Annotated in this window: 11 protein-coding genes and 2 pseudogenes; all 13 read left to right on the forward strand. The window is 49.8% G+C overall.

Features of this window, described 5'->3' with window-relative positions; genetic code table 11:
• The first annotated feature begins 58 nt into the window (after positions 1-58).
• The 13 genes and pseudogenes from rsmH to I2H74_RS07070 all read left to right on the forward strand — a co-directional run bounded on the left by rsmH (position 59) and on the right by I2H74_RS07070 (position 16,440).
• A pseudogene (gene rsmH / locus I2H74_RS07010) lies at positions 59-954 on the forward strand (16S rRNA (cytosine(1402)-N(4))-methyltransferase RsmH).
• 3 nt (positions 955-957) lie between these two features.
• Positions 958-1,344 (forward strand): cell division protein FtsL, encoded by a 387-nt coding sequence (gene ftsL, locus I2H74_RS07015; protein ID WP_195572760.1) that lies wholly within the window; start codon positions 958-960, stop codon positions 1,342-1,344.
• A gap of 12 nt (positions 1,345-1,356) precedes the next feature.
• Positions 1,357-3,546 (forward strand): penicillin-binding transpeptidase domain-containing protein, encoded by a 2,190-nt coding sequence (locus I2H74_RS07020; RefSeq protein ID WP_195572761.1) that lies wholly within the window; start codon positions 1,357-1,359, stop codon positions 3,544-3,546.
• Between the two features lie 68 nt (positions 3,547-3,614).
• Positions 3,615-5,543: a stage V sporulation protein D gene (locus I2H74_RS07025; RefSeq protein ID WP_195572762.1), complete on the forward strand. Its 1,929-nt coding sequence runs from the start codon at positions 3,615-3,617 to the stop codon at positions 5,541-5,543.
• A gap of 3 nt (positions 5,544-5,546) precedes the next feature.
• Positions 5,547-7,043 (forward strand): UDP-N-acetylmuramoyl-L-alanyl-D-glutamate--2,6-diaminopimelate ligase, encoded by a 1,497-nt coding sequence (locus tag I2H74_RS07030; RefSeq protein WP_195572764.1) that lies wholly within the window; start codon positions 5,547-5,549, stop codon positions 7,041-7,043.
• On the forward strand, positions 7,040-8,443 hold the full coding sequence (locus tag I2H74_RS07035; RefSeq protein ID WP_324254023.1) for a UDP-N-acetylmuramoyl-tripeptide--D-alanyl-D-alanine ligase: 1,404 nt from the start codon (positions 7,040-7,042) through the stop codon (positions 8,441-8,443). The genes I2H74_RS07030 and I2H74_RS07035 overlap by 4 nt, the downstream gene beginning before the upstream one ends.
• Positions 8,444-8,473: 30 nt before the next feature.
• Positions 8,474-9,436, forward strand: a complete 963-nt coding sequence (mraY, locus tag I2H74_RS07040) for a phospho-N-acetylmuramoyl-pentapeptide-transferase (protein WP_195572766.1) — start codon at positions 8,474-8,476, stop codon at positions 9,434-9,436.
• A gap of 3 nt (positions 9,437-9,439) precedes the next feature.
• Positions 9,440-10,879: a UDP-N-acetylmuramoyl-L-alanine--D-glutamate ligase gene (gene murD / locus I2H74_RS07045; RefSeq protein ID WP_195572768.1), complete on the forward strand. Its 1,440-nt coding sequence runs from the start codon at positions 9,440-9,442 to the stop codon at positions 10,877-10,879.
• A gap of 42 nt (positions 10,880-10,921) precedes the next feature.
• Positions 10,922-12,019, forward strand: a complete 1,098-nt coding sequence (spoVE, locus tag I2H74_RS07050; protein ID WP_195572770.1) for a stage V sporulation protein E — start codon at positions 10,922-10,924, stop codon at positions 12,017-12,019.
• A 5-nt stretch (positions 12,020-12,024) separates the two neighbouring features.
• A pseudogene (murG, locus tag I2H74_RS07055) lies at positions 12,025-13,108 on the forward strand (undecaprenyldiphospho-muramoylpentapeptide beta-N-acetylglucosaminyltransferase).
• Positions 13,109-13,329: 221 nt separating this feature from the next.
• Positions 13,330-14,238: a UDP-N-acetylmuramate dehydrogenase gene (gene murB / locus I2H74_RS07060; RefSeq protein WP_195572772.1), complete on the forward strand. Its 909-nt coding sequence runs from the start codon at positions 13,330-13,332 to the stop codon at positions 14,236-14,238.
• Positions 14,239-14,254: 16 nt separating this feature from the next.
• Entirely contained in the window at positions 14,255-15,538 is a 1,284-nt protein-coding gene (murA, locus tag I2H74_RS07065) for a UDP-N-acetylglucosamine 1-carboxyvinyltransferase (protein WP_195572774.1), read from the forward strand.
• 62 nt (positions 15,539-15,600) lie between these two features.
• Positions 15,601-16,440: a cell division protein FtsQ/DivIB gene (locus tag I2H74_RS07070; RefSeq protein ID WP_229106438.1), complete on the forward strand. Its 840-nt coding sequence runs from the start codon at positions 15,601-15,603 to the stop codon at positions 16,438-16,440.
• Positions 16,441-16,442 lie beyond the last annotated feature (2 nt).

Raw genomic sequence — 16,442 nt, forward strand, 5'->3', positions numbered from 1 at the left:
ATCACTGCTGTTCGTGGCATACCAAGAAGAGGATTAGGAATGCAGGAGGGAATGTAAAGTGTTTCATCATGTAACTGTACTACGAGAACAGTCCGTAGATGGACTGGCCGTTCAACCGAATGGCATTTATGTGGACTGCACATTGGGAGGAGCAGGACACAGCGAGCTTATTGCCTCGCAGCTATCAGCAGGGGGAAGGCTCATCGCCCTTGATCAGGACGATTGGGCTCCCTAGAAGAGGCTTTGAAGGAAGCTCAGGTGCCGATGGTCGATGGCGTACCGCAGGTAGATGGCATCTTGTTTGATTTGGGCGTGTCATCGCCTCAATTGGATGAAGGGGAGCGTGGGTTCAGCTACAACCATGATGCACCGCTTGATATGCGGATGGATCAAGAGGGGCTGCTGAGTGCCTACGATATTGTAAATGAATGGTCAGAATCTGAGATTGCGAAGATTCTGTTCGAGTATGGGGAGGAGAAATTCTCAAGACGCATTGCCAAGGTCATCGTGGAGGCACGCGCACAAGAGCCTGTTCAAACGACCGGTCAGCTGGCAGAGCTTGTGAAGAAAGGGATTCCTGCAGCTGCTAGACGAACTGGGGGACATCCAGCGAAGCGCAGCTTTCAAGCGCTCAGAATTGCCGTAAATGATGAACTTGGCGCATTCGAAGATGCTCTTCATGCAGCTGTTCGATGCTTGAAGCCAGGTGGAAGGGCAGCGGTTATCACCTTCCATTCGCTAGAGGACCGAATTTGCAAGCAAATATTCAAGTCTTATGTAGGAAAATGCACATGTCCTCCTGACTTGCCTGTTTGCGGCTGTGGCAACAAAGGTGTACTTCGTCTTGTGAATCGAAAGCCTATACTGCCAAGTGACGAAGAGATTGAAGCAAATCCTCGCTCACGCTCAGCAAAGCTTCGAATTGCGGAGAAGCTGGATACGAAAGGAGATTAAAGGATGGCTTACACTAGAGGTAATCTTGCCGTAAGACCAGAGCGTCGCCCAGAAGAACCGGTACGCTACAGGGAAACCAAAAAGAAAGTGGTTAAAAAGGCGAGCCTCTCGATTAGGGAGAAGCTGCTCTACCTACTGACAATCGTGGTTTGTTCGTTAATCGCGATGGTTCTGGTGGCAGGATATGCGAATATTTATACCTTTAACCGCGATATGGAAGCCATGAAGAACGAGACGGCAAAGCTTCAAAGTGAAGCAGAAGTGCTTAAGGTGGAAGTAGAAAAGCTAAGCGATTGGAGTCGGATCGAAGCCTTCGCCAAATCCAAGGGACTCGTATATTTGGAAGAGCCTTCTGAGATGAGCGTGCGCAAGACACAGATCAATGATTAATGAGGCTGGCTTATGGTAAAACGGATTAAACTTAGAACCTTATTTATTGGTGGATTGTTTCTTCTATTTTTTATTGTGATTATCAGCCGGCTGTTTTGGTACCAAATCTGGAATCAGGACTTCTGGCTTGATCTTGCCCAATCCACATGGTCGACAGAACAGGAAATTCCAGCAAAGCGTGGGACCATCTTTGATAAAAATGGTGAAGTGCTGGCGATGGATGCTCCTGCCTATAATGTGGTTCTTAACCCGAAGGTCATTCAGACGCTCCGCACCAATGAGAAGCTTGCAGAGAAGCACATTGATGTGGAGCGTCTCATTGTTGAGAAGCTCCATGCGGTTCTCGGCAAGCCTGAATCGGATTTGTATGACCTTGCGAGAAAGAAACGGGATAACGGGGAGTATCATATCTATCGGGAAGTTCGCAAGGAAGGCTGGGGAATTGATCAAGAGCCCTATGATGAGCTGAATGACTTCTTGATCGATCTGAAGGACAAGGCAAATACGAATGATGTAGGACTTTATCTGTTAAAGGATTCAAAGCGCTTCTATGCGAAAAATGACCTTGCCGCTCATGTGCTTGGTTATATCAATAAGGAAAATAAACCGGTAGGCGGCATTGAGTCGCAGTTCAACTCCTTGCTAGAGGGCAAGCCAGGCTCGATCCAGTATGATAAAGATCGTCAAGGAACGAAACTTCCGTCGGCTTCAGAGGTATATACTCCTGCACAGGACGGCAAGAACTTGTATCTTACGATCGACTCGACGATTCAGCAGTATATTCAAGAGGCCATAAAAGGCGTGTACGAGCGGTACAGCCCTTATAGTATAACGGTTCTCGCAGCTGACCCTAAGACAGGCGATATTTTAGGAATGGCGAATCTGCCTACCTTTGATCCGAATGAATACTGGGAATCTGCTGATGACCTTCGAAACTTCTATAACCCAGCGATCATGTCAACGTATGAGCCGGGTTCAACCTTCAAGATCGTAACCTTGGCTGCGTCTGTGCAAGAAGGTGTCTTTGATCCGAACGAGTACTATCAATCCGGAAGCATCGTTGCCGGTGGGAGAAGAATTCGGGACCATAATCATGTGGGTTGGGGGACAATTTCTTATCTGGAAGGCTTGAAGCGTTCAAGTAACGTTGCCTTTGTCAAGCTGGGCTTTGAGAAGCTAAGAGAAGACCAGTTCAAATCGTATATTGATAACTTTGGTTTTGGGGAAAAGACAGGAATCGAGCTTCCGGGCGAGAATGCAGGGAAGATCCATTTCCAATACCCGGCTGATATCGCGGCTGCAACCTACGGCCATGGTCAGCTGACGGTCACCCCTATTCAGCAGATTATGGCGGTGTCCGCTGTTGCGAATGGCGGCAAGCTGATGGTGCCTCACATTGTCAAGAAGGTGGAGGATTCTCAGACAGGCGATGTTCAGGTGCGTGAACCTGAGGTCGTACGCGAGGTGTTGAAGCCTGATATAGCGAAGCAGGTAAGTGAGTATCTTGAGCAGGTTGTAGCAGATCAGCAGATTGGTACAGGTAAGGCAGCTTACATTGAAGGATATCGGGTAGCGGGCAAGACCGGTACCGCCCTGAAGGTCAATGAGACAGGAGAGTATGATTCAACTCGTGCCGTCGTTTCCTTTATTGGCTACGCGCCTGTAGAGGATCCTCGAATCGCAGTTCTTGTTGTTGTGGATGATCCGAAGGATTATTATGAAGGTGGGGGCTTTGTTGCTCCAGGAATCTTCAAAGAGATCGTAAGCAAGTCGCTGCGATATATGGGCGTTCCGACTTCGCACAACAGCAGTGAAGAAGGGGACAAAAGCGATGCTCAGAGCGTTACGCTCGCTACAACTCCTAATGTGCAGGGCTTGAAACCTGATGCAGCGAAGCAGAAGCTTGCTGAGAAGGGCATTGTGTTTGAGACGGTTGGAAAAGGCAATGAAGTAAAGCGGCAGTACCCTGAGCCGGGTACGAAGCTTGCGGTTGGCCAGCGCGTGTATCTGCTTACTCAAGATCCGTCGCAGCTTGCACTGCCGAATCTAACGGGCAAATCCTTGCGCGATGTCATGGAACTCGCCTCACTGCTTCAATGGGAAGTGAATGCTGAAGGAGAAGGCTATGTCACCGAATATGCGATCTCTACGAAAAATAATACGAAGGTTGTTTATGTGAAATTAAAGCCGAAGATACCTTAGCTTGTTCTATCCCCGGGTTGTCCCGAATAGGTTGGTTATGAACCACTGTCGGACAAGGGGGAATACACGTGAAGTTATCTGGCGTGACAGTACGTAAACGACTGTTTATCGGATTTATTTTAATAGCGATTGGGTTTATTTCTTTAATGGTAAGACTTGTCTATGTTCAACTATGGAATGGTGCGGAGTTAAGTGAGAAGGCCGAGAATTCCTGGCGCCGCAACATACCCGTAACAGCAAAGCGCGGAGAGATTCTAGACCGTAATGGAGAGCGGCTGGCTTACAATGTCAGCTCTCCTACGGTTATGGCCGTGCCTGCACAGGTGAGAGAACCGGAACGGACGGCTGAACAGCTGGCACCGTTACTTGGCATGTCTAAAGAAGCTGTGCAAAAAATCATTACGAAGCGCGAGCTCATCGTGTCATTGAAGCCAGGCGGCAGAAAGATTGATCTGGATCTTGCTGCAAAGATCAGAGACTTGAATTTGCCAGGTATTGTCGTAGCGGAGGATAGCAAACGATTCTATCCGAACGAAAAGCTTGCCGCGCATATTCTTGGCTTTGCTGGAATAGACAAGGGCCTCACTGGCGTTGAAGCCAAGTACAATGCGGCCTTGACAGGTGTTGGCGGCAGCGTATCCTTCCTAGCGGATGCAGGCGGCAACTTGATGCCGAATTCCACCGAGAAGTATGCTCCACCGCGAGATGGTCTAAATTTACAATTGACGATTGACAAGGATATACAGACAATTATGGAGCGGGAGTTAGATCAAGCCATGCTTGAGCTAAAGCCTAAGCAGATCGTATCCATTGCAATGGATCCGAACACGGGTGAGATTCTTGCGATGGCAAGTCGTCCGGGTTATGACCCAGGCAGCTACAATGACTATCCATCGGAAGTGTACAACCGCAATTTGCCAATCTGGATGACCTATGAGCCCGGTTCCACCTTTAAGATCATCACGCTTGCAGCAGCTCTTGAAGAAGGCAAGGTGAATTTGTACAACGAGCATTTTTTCGATCCGGGGTTTGTTGAGGTAGGAGGAGCAAGGCTTCGCTGCTGGAAAAAGGGCGGTCATGGCAGCCAAACCTTCCTAGAGGTTGTGCAGAATTCCTGCAATCCAGGCTTTGTGGCGCTGGGGAACCGCTTAGGGAAGGAAGTTCTTTTCGATTACATAACGAAGTTCGGCTTCGGAAAGAAGACAGGCATTGATCTTAGCGGTGAAGCAAGCGGGATCTTGTTCAAGCTGGATAAGGTAGGACCTGTAGAGCTTGCGACAACAGCTTTTGGTCAAGGGGTGTCGGTGACACCGATTCAGCAGATTGCAGCCGTCTCGGCAGCCATCAATGGAGGCAAGCTGTTCAAGCCTCATGTTGCGAAAGCTTTTATTCATCCAGACACTGGGCTTGTGGTCGATGAGATTGAGCCAGAGCTTGTGCGTCAGGTAGTCTCAGAGGATACTTCTAGCAAGGTAAGAGATGCGCTGGAGCACGTTGTGGCGGAGGGCTCGGGTAAAAATGCCTTTATTGATGGATATCGTGTCGGCGGCAAGACGGGTACGGCGCAGAAGGTGATTAACGGACGCTACTCACCTAATGAGCATATCGTGTCCTTCGTGGGATTTGCGCCTGCAGACGATCCTCAGATCGTCATCTACACGGCAGTCGATGACCCGCAGGGCATCCAATTCGGGGGATTGATTGCAGCACCGATCGTTAAGCGCATTATGGAGGACTCGCTTCATATTCTTGGAGTTGAGCCTCGCGATAAACAGGTAGAACGCAAATATCTTTATACGGAAACACCGCTGGTGACAGTTCCGAATCTAGTCGGCAAGAGCATTACGGATATTTACGAAGATATGAATATGAATTTTATGCTAGCGAAGTCCGGTTCAGGGCAAACGGTCCTTCACCAAGCTCCAAAGCCGGGCACCCGCGTTGAACGCGGAACAACGATCCGAATTTATATGGGTCAAGAAGAGACGGAGGATTAGACGATGCACCAGTTTTCACTCTCAGAAGCAACATCCTTACTCATCACTGCGTCTTTAAAGGGAGACCCTTCAACAGTGATCCAAGGCTTAAGTAATGATTCACGCCATGTCATAAAGGGAGACTTGTTCTTCTGTATATCAGGCACAGCGCAAGATGGCCATCAGTATGCCCCTCAAGCTGTGGAGGCAGGAGCTGCTGCGCTAGTCGTAGAACGCGAGCTTGAGCTTGATGTGCCGCAGTTGATCGTCTCCAATGCTCGCCATGCGCTTGCTGTACTGAGCACGCAGTTCTATGGCGATCCAAGCCAAGAGCTTCGCTTGATTGGAGTAACAGGCACCAATGGCAAAACAACAACGACGCATCTTATCGAGCGCATCTTGATGGATGCGGGACAATCTGCTGGTGTTATTGGAACGATTGAGATGCGCTATGCGAATCAGACGTTCCCAATGTCTGGAACGACACCCGATGCGATGCACCTGCAGCAGTCGCTAAGAAGCATGGCGGATCAGGGCGTTCAAGCCTGCGCCATGGAAGTTTCGTCTCATGCCTTGGAACAAGGCCGCGTGAAAGGCTGCCATTTCCGCACAGCTGTATTTACGAATCTCACGCAGGATCATTTGGATTATCATGGTACAATGGAAGCTTACCGTGAGGCGAAGGGTTTGTTCTTTTCTCGACTTGGCAATACCTTTTCAAAGAAGGAAGAAGATCGCTCTTATGTCGTGCTGAATGGAGATGATCCAGCAAGCGAGTACTTTAAAGGACTGACGACTGCAGAAACGATCATGTATGGTCTTCACGAAACAGCGCACGTGCGTGCTTCTCATATCCAAATTACGTCGCAAGGAACGAGCTTCAAGCTGGACACATTCCGTGGGTCAGCCGAAGTGAAGCTCCAAATGGTAGGCAAGTTCAATGTGTATAATGCGTTGGCTGCTATCGCAGTAGGACTTATCGAGAATATTAAGCTGGAAGATATCGTGAAGAGCTTGGAAGCTGTCCCTGGTGTAGCAGGCCGCGTTGAGCCCGTGCAGGCAGGCCAGCCGTTCTCCGTTATCGTCGATTATGCGCATACTCCAGACGGACTTGAGAACGTGCTTGAGACGGTGAAAGAGTTCGCAGTAGGTCAGGTTTATTGCGTATTTGGCTGTGGCGGCGACCGTGACCGCAAGAAGCGTCCGATCATGGGCCAAATTGCTGCGAAGTACGCAGACTATTTGTTTGTTACTTCCGATAATCCAAGAACCGAGGATCCAGCACTTATTTTGAAGGACATTGAAGCTGGTCTTAAGGAGCACCAGGTACCAGAATCTCGGTATGAATGTATCGTAGACCGCCGATCGGCGATTACAAAAGCTATTGAAAAGGCAAGCCCGCAGGATGTAGTATTGATTGCGGGGAAAGGCCATGAAACCTACCAAATTATTGGTAAGGAAATCCATGATTTTGACGACCGTAAGGTTGCCGAAGAAGCGATAAGGGGATTGAATCTGTGATTGAAACCAATTTACAAGGCATCGCATCGATGTGCGGCGGCGAGCTCTTGCGTGCTCAGGATGAGCAGCAACTCATCACGGGAGTATGCACGGACTCGCGTCAGATCGCACAGGGCGGACTGTTTGTCCCGCTTGTAGGGGAACGATTCGACGGGCATACCTATGTCGAACAAGCCATTGCAGATGGTGCACACGCAGCACTCTGGCAGAAGGATCACCCACTGCCAAAAGCGCCGCTGCCGCTTGTCCTTGTGGAGGATACGCTTGAAGCACTTCAGCTGCTGGCATCAAACTATATTCGGACGCTTCCTGTAAAGGTAGTTGCCGTAACAGGCAGCAACGGCAAGACGACGACGAAGGATCTAATCGCATCCGTCTTGTCACGGACGTTCCGAGTTCACAAGACAGATGGCAACTTTAATAATCATATTGGATTGCCGCTCACGGTGCTGCGCATGCCAAAGGACACCGATATCGCGGTGCTCGAGATGGGCATGAGCAGCCGAGGCGAGATCGAGCTTCTCACGAAGCTTGTTCATCCAGACGTTGCGGTCATTACCAATGTCGGCGAGGCCCATCTTCTGCAGCTCGGTTCTAGAGAAGAAATTGCAAGAGCGAAGATGGAAATCATCAGCGGACTTAAGCCGGACGGCGTATTGATCTGCCATGGCGACGAGCCGCTGCTTGCACAGGTGTTTAATGAGGAGCAGACGGAGAAGCCTGCCAGCATGAGCGTGATTACTTTTGGACTTGGCATTCACTGCGATTATCGCCCTGAAGGCATCATGCAGCACGAAGATGGCATGTCATTTACGCTGACCTCACCATCGATAGGCACGAGCCTCTATTCGATACCGCTATTAGGCAGGCACAATGTATTGAACGCACTTGCTGCGCTTGCGGTAGGCCGATTGTTCCGTGTACCGGAACCCATGATCAGCGCGGCGATGTCTTCCGCCAGCATATCTGGCATGCGCATTGAGAAGACGGTGACGAAGGATGGCTGGATCTTGTTGAATGACGCGTATAACGCTAGTCCAACAGCCATGAAAGCAGCGCTTGATGTGCTTGCTTCGGTAAAGGGAGGCAGCCGCATTGCGATCCTTGGCGACATGCTTGAACTGGGGCCGCGCGAGGTGGAGCTTCATGAGGAGGTAGGCGCCGGAATCAGCGCCGACACCGTTGATGAGCTGATCACGTATGGCAAGCTGGGTGCAGCCATTGCCAAGGGGGCGAAGGGGCATTTTCCAGCCGAAGCGGTGCACAGCTTTGATGATAAAAATGCATTACGCGACTATCTTCTGAACATCGTCAAGCCTGGGGATACGGTACTTCTCAAGGCATCGCGAGGAATGAAGCTTGAAGAAATTGTAGAGCCATGGATCAGTACGGAGCACTAGTCGGTCTGCGGTAACGGGAGGTGTAGAGGTTTGGACTTCAAGTTGATATTAATGACAATCGGTGTATCTTTTATCCTAGCCGTCATATTAGGCCCGTTATGCATTCCGTTGTTAAGACGGTTGAAATTCGGACAGCAGGTACGTGATGATGGCCCACAGTCCCATCTCAAGAAGAAGGGGACCCCTACAATGGGTGGAGTCATTATCCTATTGGCATTTACGTTGGCGTTCGTAAAATTCTCGGTTAGAGATACGGATTTCTACGTGCTGGTCGTAGCGACATTAGGATTTGGATTGGTTGGATTTTTAGATGATTATATAAAAATTGTGTTTCGACGCTCGCTAGGGCTGACGGCAAGACAAAAGCTGTTTGGCCAATTGTTCTTTGCTGCTGTCGTCTGCATTTTGCTTGCCAAGATGGGTCATAGCACCTTTGTTGGCATTCCAGGCACGTCATGGGGACTTGATCTTGGATGGTTCTACTACGTATTTGTCGTGCTGATGATGCTTGCGATCTCGAATGCCGTAAACTTTACAGACGGTCTAGACGGTCTGTTGTCCGGCACGAGTGCTATTGCATTCGCAGCATTCACACTAATTGCCCTGCAAACCTCTGAGATTGCAGCCGCGGTATGCGGTGCAGCAATGATCGGAGCAACGCTTGGCTTCTTGGTCTTCAACGTGCATCCCGCGAAGGTATTCATGGGAGACACAGGATCGCTTGGTATTGGCGGAGCGATCGCGGCAGTTGCCATTTTAACCAAGACAGAGCTCTTATTCATTATTATCGGCGGCGTATTCGTAATGGAGATGCTGTCTGTTATTATTCAAGTGGTGTCCTTTAAGCTTAGAGGAAAGCGAGTATTCAAGATGAGCCCCATTCATCACCATTTCGAATTGTCCGGATGGTCCGAGTGGCGTGTTGTCATTACGTTCTGGGCCGTTGCTATTGTGCTCGCCGCACTCGGATTATGGATTAACAAGGGGTTGTAATCAATGAACCATCCAGATGCATATCAAGGTAAACGAGTGGTTGTGCTAGGGTTAGCTCGAAGTGGATTTGATGTGGCAAAACGTTTTCATGAGCGTGGAGCTGAAGTGATCGTAAATGATAAAAAGGACCGTGAACAATGCCCCGAGGCTTCTGAATTAGAAGCTTTGGGCATTTGTGTTGTATTGGGGGGGCATCCGGATGACCTGATCACGCCAGATACAGCGCTTGTCGTCAAAAATCCAGGCATCCCCTACAGTGCGCCGCCAATTGTGGAGGCTCTTCGCTTAGGCATCGATGTCGTAACCGAAATCGAAGTAGGCTACCACTTGTGTAAAGCGCCAATCACAGGAATTACAGGAAGCAACGGGAAGACCACGACGACGACATGGGTCGGTCAAATGCTGGAGGCGGCGGGTTTAGAGCCTATCGTGGCCGGGAACATCGGGACACCGTTTAACAGCGTGGCAGCAGAACTTTCAGAACATCAAAAGGTTGTCTTGGAGCTTAGCAGCTTCCAACTAAAAGGCACGCAGGCATTCAAGCCGCATGTGGCGTGCTTATTGAACATTGCAGAAACCCATCTTGATTACCACGGCTCGATGGAAGACTACATATCTTCGAAGGCGAAGCTGTTTGCCAATATGACAAAGGATGACATTGCGGTGTTCAATGCGGATGATGACGTATGCCGGCAATTGTCAGCAGAGGTTCATGCCAGCGTATGGTGGTTCTCGTCAAAGCAGGCTGTCGAAGTTGGCGCATATCTTGAGCCTACGTTTGACCAAGCCGAGCAGGCTAATGCCTCTGGCAAGGATGCTGAGCCATATGTCATGTTCAAGGATGAAGCAGGACGGATACATCGTCTACTGTCTGTTCATGAGATTGGGCTGCCTGGCCGATTCAATGTGGATAACGCCCTTGCGGCCATCACGATTGCAGTAGCTTCTGGTGCTGAGCCAGAGCAGCTTGTACCAAGCTTAAAGTCGTTCAAGGGTGTGGAGCATCGCTTAGAATATGTGCGAAATTGGGAAGGCGTACGTTTCTTCAATAACTCGAAGGCGACCAACACGATTGCAACCCAGATGGCCTTGGATGCCTTCCCAGGCAATATTATTTTGATCGCAGGCGGACTCGATCGCGGTCTTGATTTCAAGGAATTTGTTCCTTATTTCAAAGAACGTGTAAAAGGGCTCGTAGCCCTTGGCGAAACACGTCATATTCTGGAGAGCGTGGCGTTAGAAGCAGGTTTGAACCATGTGAAGATCGTCGACAATGTAGATAATGCCGAACGTGCAATAGAAGAGGCCGTTCAAGAGGCTCGGCAGATGGCCGTGCCTGGAGATATCGTATTATTGTCTCCAGCATGCGCAAGCTGGGATATGTTCCCTTCTTATGAGACTCGCGGACGCATTTTTAAAGAAGCGGTGCATAGTCTTAAGTAGAGGGGTGTTCAAGCCTCTACATTGTCAGACGAGGTGTACCGAATGGTCAAAGCAAAAACTGCGCCCGATTTGTGGCTAATCGTTGCTGTCGTATCGCTGCTTGCGATCGGTATGGTTATGGTGTATAGTGCGGGAGCTGTACTCGCCTTTCGGGAGTACGGCGATTCCTTCTACTTTGTGAAGCGTCAGCTCCTATTTGCAGGACTTGGACTGATCGCGATGTTCATCACGCTGAATGTAGACTATCACGTATGGAAGCGTTATGCTAAAATTGGGCTTGTTGTCTGCTTTGTCCTGTTAATTATCGTACTGATACCGGGCATCGGTGTGGTGCGCGGCGGGGCAAGAAGCTGGCTAGGCATTGGATCGTTCGGTATCCAGCCTTCTGAGTTTATGAAGCTCGGCATGGTCATGTTCCTCTCGTACATGCTGTCGGAATCGAAGCATCCGATTACGAACTTTACGAAGGGGCTGCTGCCAGCACTTGGTGTGATGGGACTTGCTTTTGGACTGATTATGCTGCAGCCTGACTTGGGATCGGGCACGGTTATGATGGGAGCTTCGCTGCTCGTTATCTTTGTAGCTGGTGTTCGACTTAAGCATCTGGCTGGCCTCGGCATGATTGGCGTTGTTGGACTTGTCGGACTTATTCTCGCTGCACCCTATAGGATGAAGCGGATTACCGGCTTTTTGGACCCTTGGCAGGATCCGCTTGGTACAGGCTATCAGATCATTCAGTCGCTGTATGCGATCGGTCCTGGGGGACTTACGGGACTAGGGCTTGGTGCCAGCCGGCAGAAGTACAGCTATGTCCCTGAGCCGCAGACGGACTTTATCTTCTCTATTCTGGCAGAGGAGCTTGGATTTATCGGTTGTGTTACCGTCATCCTATTGTTCCTGATTGTCGTGTGGAGAGGAATGAGAGCTGCGATTACCGCTCCAGATACGTTTGGAAGCTTGCTGGCTTCTGGTATCGTCGGGATTGTGGCTGTACAAGTCATCATTAACGTTGGAGTGGTCATTGGCATGATGCCTGTCACCGGAATAACCCTGCCGCTTATCAGCTATGGAGGCTCATCTCTAACCTTGATGCTGACAGCTTTGGGCGTACTATTGAATATATCACGTTATGCGAGGTGAAGAGAATGCGCGTCGTGCTAAGCGGAGGCGGTACAGGAGGTCATATTTATCCTGCACTGGCTATCGCACGGGAGTGCAAGAAGAGCGATCCCAGCAGCGCTTTTTTATATATCGGAACAGAGAAGGGGCTAGAGAGCAAGCTGGTTCGAGAAGAAGGGCTACCTTTCGAGTCTATTGAAATTACGGGCTTTCGCCGCAAGCTATCTTTTGAAAATGTAAAGACCGTCATGCGCTTCCTGCGCGGGGTAAGCCGTCAAGCCAGATATCGTCATCGGCACAGGCGGCTATGTATGCGGACCTGTCGTTTATGCGGCTGCAAAGCTTGGTATTCCAACGATCATTCATGAGCAGAATGCGATCCCAGGCTTAACGAATAAGTTTTTAAGCCGATATGTAAGTACTGTTGCACTTAGCTTCGAGGAATCCAAGCCGTACTTCTCGCAAGCGAAGCATGTGCTGTTTACAGGCAACCCTCGCGCTACCTCTGTCGTAGAGGCGAATCGAGAGCGAGGCTATGCTTCACTTGGGCTTCCTCAGGATTGCCCGCTTGTGCTCGTAGTTGGCGGAAGCCGAGGAGCGAAGGTGGTCAACGAAGCGATGATTGGCATGGTGCCATTTCTCAAAAAGCTGCCTGACGTGCACTTTGTGTATATAACGGGTCAGCAGTATTATGAAAATACGAGAAAGGCCGTTTTGCAATCGAACTCAGGTCTTCGCAATCATCTTCATGTTCTGCCTTATGTAAACAATATGCCAGAGGTGCTGGCTGCAACAACGGTTGCCGTCAGCCGTGCGGGAGCTTCCTCCCTTGCAGAGTTGACAGCGCTCGGCATTCCTTCGATCCTTATTCCGTCACCGAATGTGACGAATAATCATCAGGAGGCCAATGCAAGATCGCTAGAGCAGGCTGGGGCTGCGGTTATGCTTCTTGAGAGCAGGCTTACTGCTGAGAAGCTTTTTCATGAAATCGAACAATTGATGCTCCATGATGATAAGCGCAAGAAGATGAGCGGGAACGCCAAAGCTTGCGGACAACCAGATTCTGCGATGCGCATTGTAGCGGAGATGAAGAGACTAACGGGCGAGTAAAACTTGCCCGTTTTGCTTTGTTTTCGTTAACATTTAGCCGATATATATAGCAATAGCAATCGATGATGGGCGGGTGTCACACAACGTGCCGCGTTGTCATAAGATACCCTATAATCGTGACTGTCACCCTATAGAACTGACAGACAGCCTAGACGAATGGTCATATGCCTTGCACTGGACTGGATAGGCAGCTTTTTGAAGAAGTAAAAGGAGGTCATCCTATGCTTCAGCGGTTTGCTGCACAATATGAAGAGCTACGATTAGGACGTTATGAGTGGAATGTGCCGCTCTCAAAGTACACGACATGGAAGATAGGCGGGCCTGCGGAACTGTTCGTTGAGCCGCGGGGAAAAGAGGCTCTCGCTCAAACGATCAAGCTTCTTTATGAGTATCGTCTTCCATGGCTGTGTATGGGGAGAGGCTCAAACATACTCGTGATGGATAAAGGGGTCCGAGGCGTAGTGATTCATTTGGCTGAAGGGTTGGATTACGCCTGCAGGGAGGGGGATTCCCTTGTTGCAGGCGGCGCCTATTCATTCATCAAGCTAGCTGTACTAGCAGGCAAAGAAGGCTTGACTGGTCTTGAATTTGCTGGCGGCATTCCTGGAACGGTCGGCGGGGCCGTATACATGAATGCGGGAGCACACGGGTCAGATGTGTCACGCATATTTGAATCAGCTGATATTGTACTGGATACAGGGGAATTGGTGACTTATCGCGTGGATGATATGCAATATGCGTACCGTCATTCCGTTTTGCACGGCCGATTAGGCATTGTTGCAGAAGCGAGGTTCCGTTTGGAGCATGGAGATCGCAAAGAGATTGCCGCTGTACTCGCTTCCTACAAAGAAAGACGATTGCGCACACAGCCTTTTTCTTCTGCTTGTGCAGGAAGTGTGTTTCGCAACCCTCCTGGAGATTATTCCGCTCGCTTGATTGAAGAAGCGGGCCTGAAAGGAATGAGAGCAGGCAGGGCCGAAGTTTCCACGCAGCACGCCAATTTCATCGTAAACACCGGGCAAGCAACAGCGCATGATGTGCTCACCCTTATGAAGCGCATTCAAGAGAGAATAAAGACGACCTACGGCATAGAGCTGATACCTGAAGTGATGGTGGTGGGTGAGCGGTAATCTCGGAGGTGATACATTGGATAAATTGGTGATTGAAGGTGGAAAGCCTCTTTCGGGAACCATACGGATCCATGGAGCAAAAAATGCCGCTCTGCCAATCATGGCGGCTGCCATCCTAGCGGATGGGGCAGTGCAGCTTCACAATGTACCTCATTTATTGGATATCGAGGTCATGTTGGACATCTTAAGAGGTCTTGGGTGCCGAGCGACACATGACGGGAATACCGTCGTGCTGGACAGTTCAGGACTTCGGACATCGCATATCCCGGAGGATTTGATGCGTCAGATGCGGTCTTCGATCTTCTTAATGGGGCCTCTTCTCGCGAAATACCACGAAGTGCATATTTATCAGCCGGGAGGCTGCGCAATCGGTGAGCGCAAGATTGATTTGCATCTTCGAGGCCTGCAAGCTTTGGGAGCGGAGATTGAGTATGCAGGCAGCCAATTGACCTGCAAGACAAAGCGTCTTGTCGGAGCGGACATCCATCTTGACTTCCCAAGCGTTGGGGCGACGGAAAATATTATGATGGCGGCCGTGCTGGCAGAGGGGATAACGGTCCTAACCAATGCCGCGCGCGAGCCGGAGATTATCGACTTGCAGAACTTCCTTAATCAAATGGGAGCTAATGTAAGCGGAGCTGGTAGCGATACGATTACGATTCATGGTGTGAAGGCCCTGCATGGGACAAAATATGAGATTATTCCGGATCGAATTGTCGCAGGCACCTTCATGATCGCAGCTGCGGCCACAAGAGGAGCTGTCACGCTTACGAATGCCTATTCCGAGCATCTTACCTCGCTCATTCACATTCTGCGCCGTGCTGGGGTGCAGATCGCTACCAGTAATGGTATAATTAACGTGACCAGCTTTGGAAGACCGAAAGCCGTTGAGCGGGTAGTGACTTCTCCTTATCCGGCTTTTCCGACGGATCTTCAATCTCAGCTTATGGTTCTTCTCGCTCTTTCGGATGGCGTAAGCGTGATGAAAGAGACGATATTCGAAGGACGATTTAAGCATGTGGATGAGCTGGGGCGTATGGGTGCAGACATTCGAGTCGATCTAAGCAGTGCTTATGTGCGAGGTGTGAACCAGCTGTATGGCACCACCGTTGAGGCAACCGACCTGCGCGCTGGAGCGGCGCTTGTGATAGCGGGCTTGGCAGCGGATGGACACACGGTTGTTGAGAAAGTTCATCATATTGATCGCGGCTATGACGGAATAGAGCATATGTTTACACGACTAGGGGCTCGTATAAAGCGTAACACTGCTGTGCCTAAGCTTGATTTGGCGAATGGGTAGCATCGAGTCCTCCATAGAGATAGTTTATGGAATGGTGAGCAAGGTATGAATAGATGGAACAGATGTCATCATTGATCCGTCCCCTCCAAGCGGAGGGGATTAGGCATATCATTAATCCTCGAAAAGGGAAGGGATGGGAGCGATTGCAAGTTAGAGCGATACCAACGCTGCCTACACAACCGCCCAAGAAGCGCAAAAGTAAACGAGTGATATGGATTATCGTTTTGTTATGTCTCGTATTGCTTGGCGTATTGTTCTTTCGTTCTCCGATCAGCAAGATCACAGATCTTCGATTTATTGGGAACACCATGGCAAGTGAGAAGCAGCTAAGCGAAGCGAGCGGACTAACCACGGGATCTCCATACTTCTTCTCTCAGGAGGAGGTTGCTGGAGCGATTCAGGCTAAGTATCCATTTATCCAATCGGTGCAGATGGAAAAGCATTTTCCAGGCAAGGTCACGATATATGTGAAGGAATTTGGGACAGTAGCGTACGAGCTTCAGACGGATGGACAAGTTCTGGCATGTCTTGAAAATGGCTCAACTGTTATTCTTAAGCAGGAAAAGCAGCTTGTATTGGAGAAACCTTTATTAACAAACTGGACAGACGCGAATGCAGAAGCCGTGAAGAAGCAGCTTTCTGTTGCATTGGCTTCCATTCCTGAGGGCCTGTTGGCCGACATCTCCGAGATTAAGTATGATCCATCCGATTCGTTTAACGATCGTGTGAAGATCTATACGAGATCCGGCTTTGAAGTGATTACGACAGTCTCCTTGCTGCCTGATAAGATTGCTTATTTGAGCGGAATTGTGGAGACACAGGAACCAGGTCGAATTACGATGCTTCAAGCAGACTCTTATATCTCTTATACGAACCTGCTAAAGGAAAATGACGGGGAATGAGG

This window comes from Paenibacillus sp. 1001270B_150601_E10, from assembly GCF_015558675.1.
In the GTDB taxonomy this organism is placed as follows: domain Bacteria; phylum Bacillota; class Bacilli; order Paenibacillales; family Paenibacillaceae; genus Paenibacillus_B.